Source organism: Marinimicrobium sp. C6131, assembly GCF_026153455.1.
GTDB lineage: Bacteria > Pseudomonadota > Gammaproteobacteria > Pseudomonadales > Cellvibrionaceae > Marinimicrobium.
In genome coordinates this window covers 3,455,106-3,473,511 of sequence record NZ_CP110629.1, presented here as the reverse complement: position 1 = coordinate 3,473,511, position 18,406 = coordinate 3,455,106, and the positions used below count along the sequence as shown (strand labels likewise).

Sequence of the window (18,406 nt, the reverse complement as noted above, 5' to 3'; positions counted from 1 at the left end):
CAACCGAGTTAGCGGCCTCGATGACTGAAACCCTGCACCAAGATGAATTTTTCCCTCCCCACCATCGCCAAGGCCTGTTCTACTCCAGCGCCTGGCAGGAGGCGTGGCATGAGGCTTACGGCAACCACCCCGCCATCAGACTGCACCCTGACGCTGGCCTTTACAGCTACCCGCAAAAGCTCAAAGGACTTCTGCCAGTCCGCAGCGCCACCCCAATCGGCGCAACCTCTCCCGGCATACGCAGCATCCGGGCCGAGTATCTGGTTCTGACAGATGCCACCACCAATGTGGGCGCGGAACAGCTTCTTGGAAAGCTGACCGCGGAAAAGAAATGGGACCAACTCTGCTTACCCGATATATCCGAAAGCTTCCCCGAACTCGGGGCCATTCAGGCCGCCGCGAGGAATCTGGGATTACAAGTGCGAGAACAAGAACGCAACACCGCCTTTGCCGTGGATCTGAGTGTGGGTGGATTTGAAAACTATCTGGCAAGCCTTGGGAAAAACACCCGGCTGAAGCTCTTCAACCGACGCAAGAAGCTCGAGGAAGCCGGAAAGGTCGCCCTGGAAAACTGGTGGCCCAGCCGACGAGAAGCCTTTTACAAGACTCTCAACCAGTTTCACGAGAAACGGTGGGGAAAGCCGTGTTATCGCGGCCGCAGCCTGGCATTCATTGATAAGCTGCTGACCCGTCTCGATCAGGCCGGCGCGCGCATTGATCTGTCGGTCATCACCCTTGACGGAGAGCCGGTATCAACAACGCTGGACATCGCGGCTCAGGGGCGCTGTTACAACCTTCAGGCAGGCTATGCAGAAGATCTTGTGAAGAACCTGTCTCTCGGCACCCTGCACCTTGGCTACCAGATTGAGAAAGCGTTTCAGGCCCAGTACGACCACTATGACTTTATGGCGGGCGAAGGCAAGAACACGCAATACAAAGCCTCTCTCGCCAACTGCCAGGCCGACCTGATTACCCTGTTGCTGGTGCGACATCCCCTGCTCAAACTGGCCTATCGCGTGCAGGACAGATTGTCGAAGACGGCGATTACGGAAGGTGCTTGACGATCGGAGGGCCCACCAACCGGCTCAACCATACCGGCATCCGCTTCCAGAGTGCGATCATCAGGCGGAACTTCGGGTTATCCGGGTTCAATTCTGGCGGCTTTGAATGATCTGGCGTAATGTAATACCAGTGATGCTCGTAGGGCTTCGCGCCCCACTGCTTCTTGAAGTGGTAGGTACCCGCGCCCCGGGTAGACCGGCCAAAATCAAAAAACTCATAGCCCTCTGAGACGGCATAGTCGAGTATCTTGCGGTACATCCACATATTGGTGTTCAACGCGTTGGCCGGTTTGATGGTTGATGCCCAGGGGATCTCCAGCATTGGACCATGCCCGAGCAGAAAGCCCGCAGACACCGCTCGGCCCCTGACTTTGACCACCACCAGGGTTGCCGCCAACCCGGGCTCAGAGAGCACATTGGCAAACCAGCCCTTGGCGTACACCGGTGTGCCCAGATCCCGCATGTTGCGCGCGAAGACCCGGTAGAAGTCATCCAACAAATCCAGACCACCAAAGGCAATCGTAGGGTGGTGCTCTTCCGCTTTTCTGGATTGTGCTCTCACTTTGGCCGTCAGGCTATCCTCAAGCTGCTCAAGAGTTCCGGGCAGCGGCAGAACCATGGATACCTTTTTTTCGCTACTGTTCGGCCAAAGCCCAGGTTGCATTGATCGAACTTCGATATGCGATAGATTTTCCTGCATCGCAACGGTTTGCAGACGTTCAAATAGCGCTCGAGCGACATTCCAGTAGGGGGTTAAAACACCGCCGTAATTCACGTATGGCGTAGCAACGGCAAAGCGACCAAACAGTCGACTGCGAAAGAACGTAAGAGGGACACCACCAAGGATTTCTCCCTCCGGCGTAATGCCGACCCACACCCGAGTCGGATGGCCAAACGACCGGCGGACCAGGTCGGACCATCGACGCTGCAGGTATAGCGGCGCTCTGGGACTCGCAGAAACATATGCCTCCCACTTGGGCCAATCGGCCTCTGATAGTTCCCTGATAGAAAACTCTCCTGAGTAGCGCGACTGATCAGCTAAAAGGAAAAATGGGGGAAGCTTCTCCTGGTCATCTCCCATGACTCGAGGTTCTGATCGAAGAGCTTTTATATGCGCCTCCAGCGATTTCAGCTCCCTGGATACCGCTTGCATCTGTTCCACCAGGTTAGAGTGCACTTCACTACCCGGTTCTGCCGTTCTGAACTGTCGAGCGACATCCGCCTTTTGGGCTTTGAGGATCTTGAGCTTTTTTTTGAGCGCATCCAGCTCAGACTCATGACTGCCTGACGACGCTCCTTTCGAAATAGAAGTTTGATTCACGGGCTGCTCGACGATAAGGCCTTCCATTGAATGGTCTGGGTGCTAAACGGGTAGCTTACTGCGCAACGCCTCGATCCAGGAGGCATAACGGACAAACTGCTCGAATCCATAAGGAAAACCAATACGGGTGATCCGATAAGGGTTTCTCTTGATATCTTTCAGGTAAGACGTTTCAGAAATTGTACTAACCGCACCCCGATAGTTGGCTTTTCGAACCAGGCGCTCGTCACTGGGCGCGAAATCCCGCGTTGTCCCTGAGGGATAACAGAACACCCCTGACGGGTTTGCCAATTCATCGGACAAGCGATCCTTGGACTCAGACAACTCCACCGCAGCGTCATCCGGGTGATTGGCACTCAGTATCAAATGCGATCGAGTATGCGACCCAACACGCAATCCTCTTTTTTCCAGCGCTCGTAGTTCATCCCACGTCGCGGGCTCATAGCCGATGGGCGCCTTTTCGGGAAGAGTCACCTCAAAAACAGACTCAATAGCAGCCAAATAGGCCAGCAACTCCTTCGTATTCAATGTTTTCCCGTGTGCGTTCAGCTGTCGTCGCGTCGCTGTTCGCTCATCTGTGTTTCTGAAACCCAAAGTTGCTGATTTTCCGTCCAGCGATAGCGTGCAGCTCTCTTTGTTACAAACCCGGACGGCATAGCCAATTTTTGCGTCCCAGGGCCAGTCGATACCATCCACAAAATCTGTGATCACAAACAGGGTTGGCTTCGCCTGATACTCAAGCAGAATCGGGACCAATCGGGCTACCTGGTCAGAATAGCCATCGTCAAGGGTAAAGCACAACGTCGGGCGATTGACTCGCTCTCCTCGCAGAGATCGCTCTACTACCTCATCCAGAAACATGAAGTCGTAGCCCCTGGATACTGCATAATCCAGACACCGCCTAAGTAACGCCTCGGAGGTTCCCTGATAGGATCCATCTTCAGGTTCAGCCCGGTGCAACATAAATATCGTGACGTAGGGCCCCGCAAATGCATTGAAGCACCGCTCAAGCCCTTTGCTCGCCATAGCCAACTGAAATATCCTGTTCATTGCACCACCGCCTCTCCGACGTCGGTTTTTATTGAACTAGACCCACCCGGACAGCCTTGCACTGAATAGCCGAGCAGTGTGCGTGATATCGTCGTGTATACCGATACGGGTCAATTCATGATTATTGATCCGGCCGGCCCGATTGATTCCGCGGCGAGTTGTCACCGCGGCACGATAATGCTCGCGAACCAGATTCAATGCTCGCGGGTCATAGTCACCATTGGGAAAACAGAACAAGTCGACCGGTTTTCCCAGGTTTTGCTGTAGGATCCGTTTACTTTCAACAATCTCCTGTTCAAGCGCGTTCTCGCTAAGAGCCTGTGTCAATCGCTGGTGACTGCAGGTATGTGAACCTATTGTCACCCAGCCCGAAGCTTGCATGGACTTCAGTTGATTCCAGCTCATAAGGGCCGTCCCCAGTGCCTCCCCACAAAGGCGTCGCCACTCAAGCGACTCCAAAGCAGCGAAAATTTCCGAGTCGGTCAGTTTCTTCAGCGTCCCGATGCATTTAGCTACCCGCTCGCGATCCAAAACAGCGCGAGAGAGGTCAAGTTCAGTCATCACTTGCGCCAGGGTCGGGTGCTGAGCAAGTCGTTGTCCATACCCCTCTGCCAACAATCCGGCCACGATATTTGGCCAAAACTGAAAATCAGTGCCTATCTTTTCCGCCACGGCAAACAGCGTCGCTGGTACTCTCTCACTTTCAAGTATAGGCAAGGCGTACTGGTAATTGTCTTGCCAGCCATCATCAAAGGTAACCGCGCAGGCTCGCTTGGGCAGCTGCTCACCGCGATCTCTGGCATCCAACCAGTCAGAGAGGGATACCAGGTCAAAGTGGCGCTTCAGCTCCCGAAGTTGCATCTGAAACGTATCCGGGTGAACCACCATGCCCGGCTCTTCCAAGGCGAAGCGCTTATCCTCCCTCGGCAGTATCCTGTGGTACATCAGGATCCAAAGGCGAGGTTCGCCCACCGGTAGCCGGTGTGGGCCAAGCGACGCCGAAGCAGACCGCAGCGCCGACTTAATGTAGGGTTTGAGGAAGGCGCCCATGAGCATCAACGACCCAACAGTTGTTTTACGTACTGACGAAGCTCATACCAGGCGGGACCCATATCCCCCCAACGGTTCACCTCGTGCCGACACCTCAATCCTTGAGGGATAACAAATGTAAGAAGGCGCTTTAATTTCACACTCACGGGAAACCGTCCTTTAAGCATGAGATACAGACTGTCCAGGTCCCCGAGCAACCAGCGTAGCCGACGGCCAACCTGATAGTTCTCCGGTACATTTCCGTTGAATCTATTGGTTCCAATCTGCCACAACCAGAGCGGGAAGTCGACACCAGAATCAACCGCTAACTGTAAAGATCCCCAGAAGCGCGTGTTCACTTCCATTAAATACGGTGTGCCATCGTCCGACACTCGAAACTCCACCATAGCAACGCCATGCCAGCCCACACCGTCGAGCAATTTTACAGCGTGGTTTTTCATCACCGGATCGACCTCAACACTTTCGCTTAAAACGCTAACACCACCTTCAGGCGGCTTCTCACGAATGCGATTGTGTGCAAAGAAAGCAACCGCTTTCCCTTGATTATAAAGGCAGAACACTCCAGCACCGCGCCCCGGGACAAACTCTTGCAACATGAATGGATAATGGTTCAGATAATCCGAAACCACCAGCTCACTCATCAATTCTTTTTCGGACCGAATCACCCTAACCCGGGTATTGATCCAGCGACTTCCGGTAAAAATTCTCGACAGGCAAGGCTTTATAACTAAAGGGTAAGACAAAGACGATTTATCAAGATCAGATGAACTATCGAACCACTGAGTATCGGGAAAAGGAAGGTTTAGCTCACCAGCTTTGCGCATTAACTGTCCTTTATCGGCCAGTTCCATGACCCGCTCAATAGGAGGGAAAGGCAGGCCGATCTTTTCGGGTTCTTTATAATGCTTCAGCAAGAGCTGACTGGTCACTTCGGTAACAGGGAACACCGCATCATAATCATTAACTGTCAATATATTCGACAGCCAGGATAAATACTCACGGGGACTCTCTGTCACATTGGGGCTCTTCAGATACCGCTGAGAAAAGCGGGACTCACCGGCCAATGAAGTGGAAGTACAATCCGCCGTATCGACAAGAACGCCAGATCGACCCAGTGACCGGGTAACAGCCAATGCACTGCGCTGGTTGGCATCTAAAACTAACACACGACCTGACTTCATGATGTTATTACTTTCCCTAGACCCTTTGGGCGTTTAGCGGTGAAAGGAGTCGTCGCCGGCCCCTTAATCCGGTAGCTATCCACCGGTATTTTAGTGTAAATTGGGCCGTGGCGGTTTCTCCGACCAGGACTGAAGGAATGATAAACCAAAAGACGTCAACATTACATGACGTGCCCTGTAACAGGCTTAACGGCTCGCAGCCAAATGCTGCGACCTTCAAGCACACTACCCAGCTTTATCAGCGGTTGGCCAACTGCCGCTGGCCTTATGAAGGAACGCTAGGATGAGCTACCCTCAAGGGTCAATATTACACCTTATTGACACCACCGGACCCGGCGGAGCGGAAACGATTTTCACTCAGCTTGCCGCATACACTCAAAAGCAGGGCTTCCGGTCAATCGCCGTAATACGCGGGCCAGGCTGGGTCCAACGCGAGCTCGAACGCCTGGGTGTGGAGACCAGAGTGCTTAACTGCAAGGGGTCGTTTAATATCTCGTTCCTGCGGTCGTTACGAGACATCATCCGAACGGAAGAGATCGACCTCATACAGGCTCACCTTCTCGGATCCTCCCTGTATGGAAGCCTCGCCGGCCTATGGACGAGTACGCCGGTCATCTCCACGTTCCATGGCCACGTAGATGTCTCTCCGAACGAGCGCCTACGACTACTCAAGTTCTTGATTATCCAACTGGGCAGCCAATCCATTGTCGCCGTCACACAGAAGCTAAGGGACATGCTTATTCGAGTTCCCACGGTTTTAGCGTCCAAGGTAATTACCCTACCTAACGGCATCGATACCGAACTGTATGCTCGGGGACCATCCGCGCCCCTGCGAAGGGATTATGATGTTCCCGACAGTGCTATTATGATTGGCTGCTTGGGCAACGTTCGCAGAGCCAAAAATTATAACCTCGCGCTGGAAACCCTAAAGGCTCTTGATGACCGAGGAGTCGATGCACGACTTTTTATCGCCGGTGACGACAGCAACAGCCTGGCGGAGGAGCATAAGCAGTACGCTCAGGAACTCAACATTCAGAATAAGGTAGTCTGGCTGGGATTCTATAAAGACACCCCAGCCTTCCTGAATGCCATTGATATCTTCCTGCTCAGCTCTAGCTCAGAGGGCCACCCATTGGCAATTACTCAAGCAATGGCAGTCGGCGTTCCGATAGTCGCAACGCAGTGCGGCGTTGAAGAGATATTGAAGCACAGCGAAACCGCAATGTTGGTCGAATGCGGTAATGCCCCTCAATTAGCAGAGAACATACTTAATGTCTACCGAAGCCCATCACTCAAAGACCAGCTTACCGAGAAAGCCAGATCAGTTGTAAAGCAGACTTTCAGTCTTGACGCCATGTTTGAAAACTACAAAACACTCTATCGAGCCCACATGCGAAACAATATTGAACCCACTGAAACCCCTTCTTGGCTAAGAAACCAGCTTATAAAACGTTATGGCAGCAAGCGTGGGTTAGCTAATAGTTTGAAGCACTCGACCGTTAACCTGCTTACCGGTAAGAACAAAAAATACCGCACGCTACCAGAGGGTGTGGGGCGTGTCGTTTTTGTCTGTAAAGGAAACATCTGCCGTAGTGCAGTGGCCGAGCATGCGTTCCGCAAGTATAGCATGGTCCCTACAGCCTCAATCGGCTTGGACACACACACCGGAAAAGCGGGACACGAACCCATAGTGCATTACGCAAGATCGATTGGCATCGACATGACCCAACACTTGACTACCGCGGCAGAAGATTTCACTCCGCTTGAAAACGACCTATTTGTCTGCATGGAGCCGGATCATATCGAATCTTTAAAAAAGATATACGGAAACATTAACGTCATACTTCTTGGATATTTTGGCAGGCCCAGAAAACTCTATATACACGACCCTTACTCATCACCTAGACCCTATGCACAAAGCTGTACGGATTACATCGTCAACAGCGCGCACTCACTCGCAAAAAACTTCGACATAGCTGTAAAGAGTAGCTGAAGTGCAGCTCATTCAAGATACTAAAAACGTATTAAGATCCATGAAGGGTCAGGACTTCGGCTTTTATGCCGCAGCCCTTTACCTTTTATTAGAATACGTTAGACCGCACGTTATCTACCCCTTTATCGACATACTCCCATGGACACAACTGACCATTCTTCTCGGACTATTCTATGTAATTGTGAAAGGTCAGTTGAAGTTCCAGATGATGCATTTCGTACTGCTGTGCTTTGTCGGAGCCGCCTATATTTCCAGCTTTCTTTCTTATGATCCGACCGCCTCTTTTAATCGAATTGACTACATCGTATCCTGGTTTGTTGTTGTAATTTTCTTTACAGGGGCCGTCAGGAATCTTGAGCAGTATAAGTTATTGACCATCCTTCTTTTTCTTTTTTTATTTAAAATGTCTCTTTTTGGCGCAAAAACATGGGTAATGAGAGGCTTCAGCTTTACCTCGTGGGGAATTTCGGGGCCAAGGGGATTTTTTCAAAACTCTGGAGAATTGTCATTACTGATGGTCATTTTTGCTGCCATGAGTTTCTCTTACATCGCTGCGAACAAGTCAATAAGTAAGTATTATTATATCGTCCCCATCACCGCCGTGATGACCGTATTGGCCGCCAGCTCTCGGGGAAGCCAGTTAGCTATGGCCGTCGTGGCAGTTTTATTAGCGATCATGATTGGTAAGCTAAGATTCAGAAACATGGTGCTCTTCGGAATTGTTTGCTGGGCGGGGTTCACTTTACTCCCAGAAGAACAGAAGGAACGATTCTCCACTATGGGGGATGACGCAACATCTGAATCCAGACTTATTTACTGGGAAAAAGGTTTGGAAATGATGCATGACCACAAATTATTTGGTGTTGGCTATTATGCATTTCCTTCCTACTTCGAAGACAAATACGTACACTCTGTAAACTTTGAAAACTTTAGATATCGTCGCGAAGTCGCTCACAACAGCTACATACAAGTAGGCAGCGAGATGGGTTATATAGGGCTCTCGATCTACTTACTATTGATCTTTATATTTTTTCGATTAACATCAAAAACCAGAAAACTGATAGATAATGGATCCACCATTTCACGTCACAAATGGGTACATGGGTACTGCACGGGTCTTAATATCGCTTTTATAGGATACATTATAGGATCAACTTTTATGTCGGTAGCTTTTTATCCGTACCTTTATCTATTTTTGATGCTTGCTCAATCTTTGTATAACTCTGTTAATCATGAAAAAGAAGTGCATAAGCACCAATTTACCAATTCAAGCGTGACCGGATAAGAAGCCGAATCATGGGACTATCTATCATAATACCAGCGCACAATGAAGAACTATTTCTAGCGGCAACATTAAGCCGAATTTTCGATGTTTTCAAAAACACGATAAATCTTGAAGTTATTGTGGTTAACAATGCCAGTTCGGATAAAACAGAGTCCATAGCCTCTTCTTTCGGCTCTGTAAAACTAATTAACCTGAAAGATAAATCCACAATATCAAAAGCGAGAAATATAGGTTTTAACTCATCAAGTCATGAAGTAATCGCATTCATTGATGCTGACGTTCTAATAACAGATGAATGGTCTGAAGCGTTTTTTAATAATATTAATGACCTCCAGTCGAATCCCTACCAGATTACCGGATGCCGATATTCTTTATCAGAAAAGCCTGGCTGGTTAGAGAGGTCGTGGTTCGGAAAAATGAAATCGAAGAACACAAGTTACATAAACTCTGGAAACCTAATAACAACCAAATTTGTTATTAATAAAATTAATGGGTTCAACGAAAATCTAGCCACAGGCGAGGACGTGGATTTTTGCAGAAGAGCAACTCAGTCAGGAATATCGATTAACATTAACCGATGCTTTAAGGCTCACCATGAAGGCTACCCAAAAACAATTATTCAATTTTTAAAAAGAGAGCGTTGGCACGGATCTGGTGACCTAGCATCATTTGGTATGTTTATCAAATCTAAAGTTGCCGTATTTTCCTGTATTCTTACCATATTACTCTTAACAAGCTTTATACTTCTTTTGGTCGGTCAATATTACTATGGACTAGTAGCTATTTCTTTATTTGTCACACTGAACCTTTACGCAGTTCACAAGCGATTCAGCATTAGCTCTATAAGTGATTATTTTTCATTATTTTATCTTCACTGCATCTACTGCTTCGCAAGGTGTACTTCTTTTTCTGTTAAAAGACACAGATAAGCTTTACGTTATCATTTGTGCGAGTACAACAAAAGCGCCATATGTAACATCCTTATTGATATGACGCTCATAATAAGAAGCCTACTAGTTCATCAGAGGACGTTTCTTTATCAAGCTTCCTACATAGTGGTTTCCATTATCGTCGGTATTGCTTGGCTGCTCGTTGGTAATAACAACTTCATCAACATACATATGTTGATCTTTTGGGGCACCACCATTCCAATACGTAAATAAAAGAGCCCGATTGCTGTAACCTTGATCATCTCGTAACGTTGTTTTATCCAAAATTTCCTTAAGAAGAGAACCATTTTTCCAAATTCTAATTTTTGCCTGACCACCCTCTGATACCGGCACGGTGTCTAAGGTTACAGCCATCTCATAACTCTCCCAACTTTCCTTTTTTGGTCGATCTTTATCCGAACCAACATTCACCCATTGGGACGCACCTTCGTATATCCACTTGAAGGGATACTCCGACCCTTTTTGATCAAAATACAGGTCATTATACCCATGGTTCGATCCGGAAGAGCTAAGCGTTTGGATACGAAGGAACTTCAATCGGTTACCTTCCCCATAGGCGTGATGATCAAAATCTTCAGGCATGTAAGTGTGCACTGAAAACCAGATTGTTTCTCCTTTATACGCCTTTTCAGGGAAGCGGAATTCTCCACCCCAGCTTCCATATCCAGTGGTCCCCTCCCTGATTGCTATTCGGGCACTACTATTCTTAAGCTTTTGATCACTAGAATAAGTACTAAGACCTCCTGCCCCATGAAAGCCATCTCCGCCGCCGTCCGCTTGATCACCAATTTCACCTTGGTCAAAGTCAGCATGTATCGTCCACGCGCTAGCGGAAACTGCAGATAATGCAAAAAAGGTCGCAACCAGACCGGATATCAATTTTTTCACTACTAAATACCTCATATAAAAATGGTGTCCCTGCTAATATCGATGTAGAGACCCATACCGTGTACCAATATCCTACTGGAGCCCTAGGTATGAACTCGTAATATTCTATCCCCTCAGTGCATTCCCTTGATAGAGCAATGAGCATACAAGCAATATCGTTATTTTATATGCCGAATAAATTAAATCTGCTCCAGTTCACATGTGGCCAACAAACTGTGATTCAGGCAGCACAATTAAGACTACACTGCGCTTTAATTTATAAAAAACTACCACATTAAGATCAATTCGATATATGGATAATGACTTATCGGAGGCGGAATAAAGCGCCAATTGACGCCATGACGCCCTTTTACCCACTTATAACTTGAGGTATTATGACAGCTAATTACTAGCTCACGATCCAAGTAACAGAAACCAAGCTTTCACATCGTTTTTCAACACTTTCACTACTTTTAGCGAGGCAGGGAGAATGCCGTTTTTTTCCGTAGTAGTTCCTACCTATAACCGTTCGGAAATGGCTCGCGATGCAGTGCAGTCTGTTCTCAATCAGGATTTCTCTGACTTCGAATTAATTGTCGTGGACGATGGATCCAGCGACAACACAGCCGATATAATGACTTCACTTTCGAATAAGCTGCACTATCACCGACAAATCAATGGCGGGGTCGCATCTGCACGTAACGCGGGAATTTCACTATCAAGTGGACAATACATTTGCTACTTGGATAGTGATGATCTATGGCCAAAGAACAAACTATCCACTTACAAATTGCTCATTGACAGCCGGCAGAGCCCAGCCTTTATATTTTCAGATTTTCATAAACATGATATTTCGCTCAGTCAACCTTACAAAGTCTCTAATACTGATATGTTTCCCTACATTCTTGATTTGGCCAATCCTTTAGGGGGGGATCATTTTGAGATTTCTGGTGACCATCTTTTAGAATTACTGTTCCGGGGCTACCCGCTATACCCCTCGACTTTTGCGGTACGGCGGGATGTTCATGATCACTACCGATGGGATCCAGGCATACTGAAATCGGAAGATTTTAATTTAGTTTTGAAAATATCTAGTCGTTATTCATTTACTTATTTACACCAAAGTTTGGCCACTGTTCGAGTACATGGCTCTAATAAATCAGCTGATTTTTTAACCAAGAACAAGATCAATTTAGCCAGCATGAAACTTTATAGAGATCTCTACTCCCCTAAGACAAAACGCTCGCTATGCAATCATTATATTTCGCAAAAGTACTTCTCTGATGGAAGATCGTATTTAAGCCAAGGTTTAAAGTCGGAGGGGATCAAAAGTCTATTGCACTCTTTTAAGTACCCAGAAAACTGGAAACGGCTGTCCCAAAAACTTATTTCCAGGGTTCAAGGATAGTTATGTCTAGTAAATCAGGCCTACTGGCCGTAGGAAACTTTGACTCGAATGTAGGCTACGCCTGGCGGCTTATGGAGCGACTATGGTGTGAGCTTTCTCGAAACGCCAAAGCCCATAATTATGAAACGCATATTTGCTTTCCTAGTGTATCGACAATTCCAGAATGCCTGAAGAAAGAAGGTATTCAGATAAACCAATTGGACTTTACATCTCGGTCAATACTTGACCTAATTCGTCAAATATCTTTTTTGAAACGAAACTCAATTAAAGTTGTTTACTTAACAGATTTCCCTACTTACTCGCTGAGATATATGCTTTTTCGCTTGGCAGGAGTAAGTAAAATTATTGTTCATGACCACACTCCCGGTGTTAGAAGCAGGCCCGGATACTTAAAAGCCTCTCTTAAAAGATTGTTAAATACTCTACCTTTTATATCATGTACCGCATGCTTTGCAGTTAGTCCTTATATTGAAGATCGACTAAAATTAGTCAATTGCGTTCCCGAAAGGAAAGTTCACTGTGTCACAAACGGAATCTCTCTTGACCAAAGATTTATTGATTCACCGAAGAACAACAACATAGTTGTCATTGTAACTGTCGCAAGAGCAACTTATTACAAAGGGATTGATTTTGCGATTCGCACAATATCTAAACTCGTTCATCACGAGGGGGTTCGAGATATTCGGTATGTTTTGTATGGGGACGGCCCGGATTTAATAGAGTTCAGGAAGTTGGCCGATAAGTTGAATGTATCGGATTATGTTCACCTTCAAGGGTCCGTAGACAACATAGCAGAGCGTCTTCTCCAATGCGATATAGCATTTCATCCTTCTAAGGGGGAAGCTATGTCGATTGCTATTCTTGAGTATATGAGAGCCTCCATACCAATAGTTTCCTCCGACAACCCTTCCGTCAGCTCCGCACTTGTCCACAATGAGTTCGCATTAATTTATCGCGAAGGGTGTATTGATGAGGCTGCATCAGCACTTAAGAAACTAATATTATCAAAGAATCTTAGAATTAAAATGGGCTGTTCGGCAAGAAGTAAAGTGGAAACCGACTTCTCAGAAAGTGCCATGCTGTTAAGATTTACCAAGGCTTTTGAAAAAGTGATGGACTGGAGCCCTGACTTCAACAATAACAAGGCAACATAGATTTGTTGGGTTAGGCCTACTTTCAATTACGTTTTTTATCTATCGCGTTAAACTGGTAGGACACCATCTAATGACTGCTAAGTACGTCGTAATTACTCTCGCCATAGGAAAATCATTTGAGGAGATGGGGAAGTTCACCCACCCCCTGATGAAACGATACGCTGAAAAATGCAATGCCGAGTTTATTGTGCTAGATCAAAGAAAACTTGACAAGGATCTAGGTCTGGTTACCTACGAAAAGTTTCAGGTATTTGATTATTTAGATGGAACTTTTGACAAGGTATTATTTATTGATACAGATGTCGTTGTATGCCCAAACGCTCCCAACTTATTTGAATTATGCCCCCCAGGAGTATTTGCTGCTGCAAACGAAGAAAAATACTCAATGTCGAAGGCTCACAAGTTAATTACTCAGCGCGTACTGGGGGCTGTAGATTGGACTCGTCCTTACTTCAACTCCGGCGTTATGATTTTTGATAGGAAGCATAAAGATATGTTCAATCCAGAGAATCCAATCCTGAGGAAATGGATTTCTTGTGAGGAGAACAATGATCACATCATGTCAGATCAACCAATTTTAAACTACTTAGTAAACCATGAAAATTATGATTTTATTGATTTAGGTTACAAATTTAATAGAACTCGCGTTCTTAAGGATACACACAATAGATTCAAGAGCTACTTCATTCATTACGCCGGACCTAGTGGACATAGATACGGAGCTAGATTAACTCAGATAAAATCTGATTGTGAGGTTGCCTCATCTAGTACGCTTTTCTTTCTAAGCAAGAACTTCTCTATTTTCAGATGGACAGCAGATAGATTTTGCTTGTCATTTATTGAGTACGTTTACAGAAAAATAAAACCTTGATTATCTTTATTAGACCAATCAATCATTTTATGAATTTATAGAGGAACCTCTTGTAGGTAACTCTATTTATTATTAGATAAAACCCGTACTTTATAGCGCTTACAGGCTTTAATGAAAAAAGATTTGCCATAAACAAGCTGCGCTTCAACTTATACAGTTTTTCTATAATGATTTTCTCTTCTTCAACTTCTAGCATGTACTCTTTTCGAAAAGTATTGAGTATTTCAAACTCAAGTTCACTCCACCCTGTAGAAGACTCTCCAATAGAGTCACTAATGCTATCTTCCGTGCAATAGTAATTCATCAGTGGTCGATCAATATAAATAAAATCGCAAACTCTTGAGGCATCAAGCACAAAGAATAGATCTTCGTTGAATTTTGGAGTTGTTCTCCATTTTAATTTTTTATGCGCCTCTTTCGAGAGCATAAATGTTGAAGGGTAGAAAGTATATGGTTCTAATATTAGATTAAGTTTTTCCAAAGGGTTTGAGAGTGGTGTCATCCGATCATATATATAATCATGTATATTCGAGTAGTATTCAGAGTGTTTACTTATCTTTTTACTCTTATCGATCCTGTAGTGATCAGAAAAAATTAGAAAATTTTTCCCTCTGAACTTTTTCGCCGTCTCAATATAAGTTAATAGCTTATCTTTAGGCCAAGTATCATCACTATCAAGATATGCAATGTAATCTCCTGATGCATTTTTTAGACCTATATTTCTAGCCGAAGCGGGACCTCCGTTATTTTTCTTTATATAAAGTATGTTTCTGTATAAATTCTTTACAACCTCTTCTGTCAAATCGATTGAGCCGTCATCTACGACGATAATTTCAGTATTTTTGTATGATTGATTCAATACGGAATCTATTGCCCTGGCTATAGTTTTCTGCCTGTTATAAACCGGTATTATTACTGAAACTAATGGTTCACTCATTTATTATAGACTCCTTATAAGAAGCCTCAACGGTAGGCAATGAATTTCATAGCTATTTATCTCACGAACTAACTGTATCGGTTTCAGACTCCATGAGCTTTTTGAAGCTTTTATTGTCGCTAATGAGATTCTGATAGCTTCCAAAAGCCTCAACCTTCCCTTCACTCATCAAAACGACATAATCTGAAAGCCGTATAGATGCGGGACGATGAGATATTATAAGGATAATGGTATCTTTTTTTATTTCATTTAAAGTCTTCAATAAATTGTACTCAGACTCCATGTCAAGCGCACTTGTAGGCTCATCAAGAACCAACAGATCACTTTGTCTGTAAAGAGCACGAGCAATTCCTATTCTTTGTCTCTGGCCACCACTCAACAGTTTCCCATCTTGCCCCAACTCGGTATACAGCCCTTCTGGGAGCTGCTCTACAAACTCATAAGCTCCTGATAGATTTAAAGCTTCTCGGACTCGATTTAAATCGACGTCATCTTCGGGTATTCCAAAAGCAACATTTGATATCACCGTGTCGTCTAGAATGAAAATATTCTGAGCAACATAGCTTAGACTATTTCTATACGAAATTAAGTTATTTTTATTCAACGGTAATCCATTCACTAGAATTTGTCCGGATTCGAGCTCAAGAAGACCCAGCATTAGATCTGCCAATGTCGATTTGCCAGAGCCGGAATGCCCTGCCAACGAGTATATATTTCCTCTATTGAGATCAAGAGAAACCTTATTAACAGCCGGAACACTGCTTTCTGGATAAGAAAAACTTATCTCATTGATGGACACATGCTCAATGCGAATAGTCTCTGGTTTTCCGGTTGCTTCCTCGAAACAGTGTTTGGATTCGATATGACTTTTAATAATACCTGCCACCTCTCCATGTCCGCTTAGACTTGAAATAGATTTGTAGATCTGCTGCATTGTGGGTAGTAACTTGTATCCGGCCAGAGCGTAGATGCTCAACATTGGAATAACTGCTTCTATGTTATCCTTCGTTCCAATAAGGACTAGCGCCAATACCAGAATTGCGCCGAATGATATAGATTCAATGATAAACTTAGGCACTTCTCCCGAAAGCGAAATAAATGCTTGGGAGCGTAATCCTTTGGTGTTTACGGCGTCAAATTGGTTAATATAATTTTGCTCCATTGAACCAAGTTTTATATCCTTTATTCCAATAAAGGACTCAGAAAGTATGCTTTGCACTTGATCATTTCTGTCGGAAAGTACTTTCCCATGGTACGCAAGCTTGGTTCTTAAAACTACGTAAGTAATCAAATACGAACCTCCAATCAGAGCTCCGGATAGTACGGCCAGCACAGGATCAAGTATTATTAAACCTGAGATTATTATTCCAACAATAAAAAGACTGCTGGTCAAAAGCAAGAATGGTTGAAAAACCATATAAACAAATCTGGGGATCTGATGAGAAACTACCGCTATTAGTTTATTGTAGTTTTTTGTCTTATGGAAAAGATAGCTTTTTCTGAGAAAGCTTCGATAAACTGTTTGCTGAATTCTACTCCCTAGAATTACCGAGAATCTATAAGTGAACCACATACTTATTGCTCCAACTGCGTTGGACACTATAATCATCACCAGTGATCCTACTGCAGCAGCAACAATAAACTGATTGTCGCTATTGAACCCACCTATTCTATATATACTCGATAGAACGGCATTGCTATGGATAATTTCAGGGTTTGACAGTATGGATATAAAAGGACCAATACTAGCAATACCAATGACTTGAAATACTGCCGAGAAAAGAAAGAAAATTTGGAGAACGATATACTTTTTTCTGGTACCACTATCCAGAATTTTGAATATGTTTTTTATAACACTTAGTATATACATTTAAAATCTCTACAATATAGTATCAAAATTTACTGTGCAAAATTAAATAGATTTCCACTATTTTTCAATTTTTTTGATTGCTTACTAGCTTTTTATATAGGTATAAAGTGCTCTTAAAGTTCTCTTTGCTTGTATAATTATCTGGTAATTTAATCTCATAATTATCGATTTCATTTAGTGCTTTCCTCAAGCATTCGGCATATCCGAAAGCGGAATGCTCCTCAACGAGAAATTCGGGATAATCGGCTAGTATCTCAGCCATCCCTCCAACTTTATGAGCTATTACAGGTGTCCCGATGGCCAACGCTTCCAATGCGGTCATAGGCATACCTTCATGATCAGAACACATGACTACTGCATCCAAGGATCGAATGCAGGTAGGAATATCACTTCGATATCCGTGGAAGTGTATAGATTCCGAAAAGTTCATTGCGTCAACTTGACTTTCAAGTAATAACCTAAGGCTTCCATCTCCTATAATATGGAAGTGTAGCGCTCTATTCTGGAGCTCTCCCATCAGGAGAGGTATCATTTCAAGAAACAAATCGACTCGTTTTACCGGCTCTATACGGCCTATAATTCCAATATGAATGTCATTTGGCCACCTTTCCTTGAAATCGGCTTGATTCGAAATTTTCCGTAATAGATCAGCGTTAATACCGTTGGCAATATAATGTATTTTATGCTTAGGAAATATCTTCTCTAAGCTTTCACTCATTTCGTCGGAAACCGCAATAATTGCGTCCTGTAGGCATCTTCCTACCAAACTATCTAACTTCGCCTGTACTCGCTGTAACCCCTTTGGAGAAAATTCGGGGGCGCCATGTACAGTCCTAACGCATTTCGCCCTAATGCTTATGAGGTTAGCGATACTTCCGAGCACGTTCTCTTTTTGGCGATGAGTGTGAATTATATCTGGACGTAGCGCTTTCATTAGCTTCCGAAGTTTTACAAGTAAAGCCGCGCTATTCATCTTTGTTTCATCAAGAACAATAACCTGGATATCAAGCTGAGATAACTCATCCGCCAGACGGCCGGGATTAAGTAGCACCGCAGTTACCAGACATTGCTCGCGAAGGTGGCTAATCAGCGTATAAGCCTGCACCTCGGCACCGGCCCACAAATCGCCCGAAATGATATGCATGACCTTGAGGGGATGTGTTTTATCTGGCATGGAAGAGGGTTCCATATACGTCCTTTGTTGCAAGGCATTACCATATCACAATTGTGGGAAAGACCGCTTTATCAGCCTGCCATACAGGCTGACCCTAACTGTAAAGTTTATTGACACAGGCAAGAAACCATTATCCTTTGCTTACACCTATGCTAGCTGTAAACTACAAAGACTTAAACCCAAAGGAGCGGTAATCCATGCTTGAATCGCTATTCTGGCTGCTATTCATCTGTG

The 18,406-nt window shown here is 44.9% G+C and carries 15 protein-coding genes; 7 read left to right on the top strand and 8 right to left on the bottom strand.

Annotation, left to right across the window (positions count from 1 at the left end; all coding sequences use genetic code 11):
- The first annotated feature begins 20 nt into the window (after positions 1–20).
- Positions 21–1,061, top strand: a complete 1,041-nt coding sequence (locus tag OOT55_RS14860) for a GNAT family N-acetyltransferase (RefSeq protein ID WP_265366630.1) — start codon at positions 21–23, stop codon at positions 1,059–1,061.
- Here the strand turns inward: OOT55_RS14860 and OOT55_RS14855 are convergent.
- From OOT55_RS14855 to OOT55_RS14840, 4 genes are all read right to left on the bottom strand, one after another.
- Positions 1,045–2,409 carry a FemAB family XrtA/PEP-CTERM system-associated protein gene (locus OOT55_RS14855; protein WP_265366629.1) on the bottom strand — a complete coding sequence of 455 codons (1,365 nt, stop codon included), beginning with the start codon at positions 2,407–2,409 and terminating at the stop codon, positions 1,045–1,047. The two genes, OOT55_RS14860 and OOT55_RS14855, sit on opposite strands and share 17 nt — an antisense overlap.
- Before the next feature lie 15 nt (positions 2,410–2,424).
- Positions 2,425–3,432 carry a polysaccharide deacetylase family protein gene (locus OOT55_RS14850; RefSeq protein WP_265366628.1) on the bottom strand — a complete coding sequence of 336 codons (1,008 nt, stop codon included), beginning with the start codon at positions 3,430–3,432 and terminating at the stop codon, positions 2,425–2,427.
- Between the two features lie 36 nt (positions 3,433–3,468).
- On the bottom strand, positions 3,469–4,335 hold the full coding sequence (locus tag OOT55_RS14845) for a polysaccharide deacetylase family protein (RefSeq protein WP_265366627.1): 867 nt from the start codon (positions 4,333–4,335) through the stop codon (positions 3,469–3,471).
- Positions 4,336–4,487: 152 nt separating this feature from the next.
- Complete coding sequence (locus OOT55_RS14840) at positions 4,488–5,663, bottom strand: ATP-grasp domain-containing protein (RefSeq protein ID WP_265366626.1); 1,176 nt, start codon at positions 5,661–5,663, stop codon at positions 4,488–4,490.
- 283 nt (positions 5,664–5,946) lie between these two features.
- Here OOT55_RS14840 and OOT55_RS14835 point away from each other — a divergent pair, with 283 nt between their 5' ends.
- From OOT55_RS14835 to OOT55_RS14825, 3 genes are read left to right on the top strand one after another with little or no spacing between them, the layout of a single operon-like run.
- Positions 5,947–7,656, top strand: coding sequence for a glycosyltransferase (locus tag OOT55_RS14835; RefSeq protein ID WP_265366625.1), 1,710 nt, complete (start codon positions 5,947–5,949; stop codon positions 7,654–7,656).
- A gap of 1 nt (position 7,657) precedes the next feature.
- Positions 7,658–8,941 (top strand): O-antigen ligase family protein, encoded by a 1,284-nt coding sequence (locus OOT55_RS14830; RefSeq protein WP_265366624.1) that lies wholly within the window; start codon positions 7,658–7,660, stop codon positions 8,939–8,941.
- A gap of 11 nt (positions 8,942–8,952) precedes the next feature.
- A complete protein-coding gene (locus OOT55_RS14825; protein WP_265366623.1) occupies positions 8,953–9,870 on the top strand; it encodes a glycosyltransferase in 918 nt (305 codons plus the stop codon).
- Between the two features lie 84 nt (positions 9,871–9,954).
- Here OOT55_RS14825 and OOT55_RS14820 read toward each other — a convergent pair whose 3' ends face one another.
- Entirely contained in the window at positions 9,955–10,779 is an 825-nt protein-coding gene (locus OOT55_RS14820; protein WP_265366622.1) for a hypothetical protein, read from the bottom strand.
- 469 nt (positions 10,780–11,248) lie between these two features.
- Here OOT55_RS14820 and OOT55_RS14815 point away from each other — a divergent pair, with 469 nt between their 5' ends.
- The 3 genes from OOT55_RS14815 (at position 11,249) to OOT55_RS14805 (ending at position 14,191) form a co-directional block, all read left to right on the top strand.
- Positions 11,249–12,166, top strand: a complete 918-nt coding sequence (locus tag OOT55_RS14815; protein WP_265366621.1) for a glycosyltransferase family 2 protein — start codon at positions 11,249–11,251, stop codon at positions 12,164–12,166.
- A gap of 2 nt (positions 12,167–12,168) precedes the next feature.
- Entirely contained in the window at positions 12,169–13,320 is a 1,152-nt protein-coding gene (locus OOT55_RS14810; protein WP_265366620.1) for a glycosyltransferase family 4 protein, read from the top strand.
- Positions 13,321–13,390: 70 nt separating this feature from the next.
- On the top strand, positions 13,391–14,191 hold the full coding sequence (locus tag OOT55_RS14805; protein WP_265366619.1) for a glycosyltransferase: 801 nt from the start codon (positions 13,391–13,393) through the stop codon (positions 14,189–14,191).
- 22 nt (positions 14,192–14,213) lie between these two features.
- Here OOT55_RS14805 and OOT55_RS14800 read toward each other — a convergent pair whose 3' ends face one another.
- From OOT55_RS14800 to OOT55_RS14790, 3 genes are all read right to left on the bottom strand, one after another.
- Positions 14,214–15,128, bottom strand: a complete 915-nt coding sequence (locus tag OOT55_RS14800) for a glycosyltransferase family 2 protein (RefSeq protein ID WP_265366618.1) — start codon at positions 15,126–15,128, stop codon at positions 14,214–14,216.
- Between the two features lie 61 nt (positions 15,129–15,189).
- The gene (locus tag OOT55_RS14795; protein WP_265366617.1) at positions 15,190–16,998 is read right to left on the bottom strand and encodes an ABC transporter ATP-binding protein; all 1,809 of its coding nucleotides are present in this window, start codon (positions 16,996–16,998) and stop codon (positions 15,190–15,192) included.
- Between the two features lie 64 nt (positions 16,999–17,062).
- Positions 17,063–18,172 carry a glycosyltransferase gene (locus OOT55_RS14790; protein WP_265366616.1) on the bottom strand — a complete coding sequence of 370 codons (1,110 nt, stop codon included), beginning with the start codon at positions 18,170–18,172 and terminating at the stop codon, positions 17,063–17,065.
- Positions 18,173–18,406: the final 234 nt, after the last annotated feature.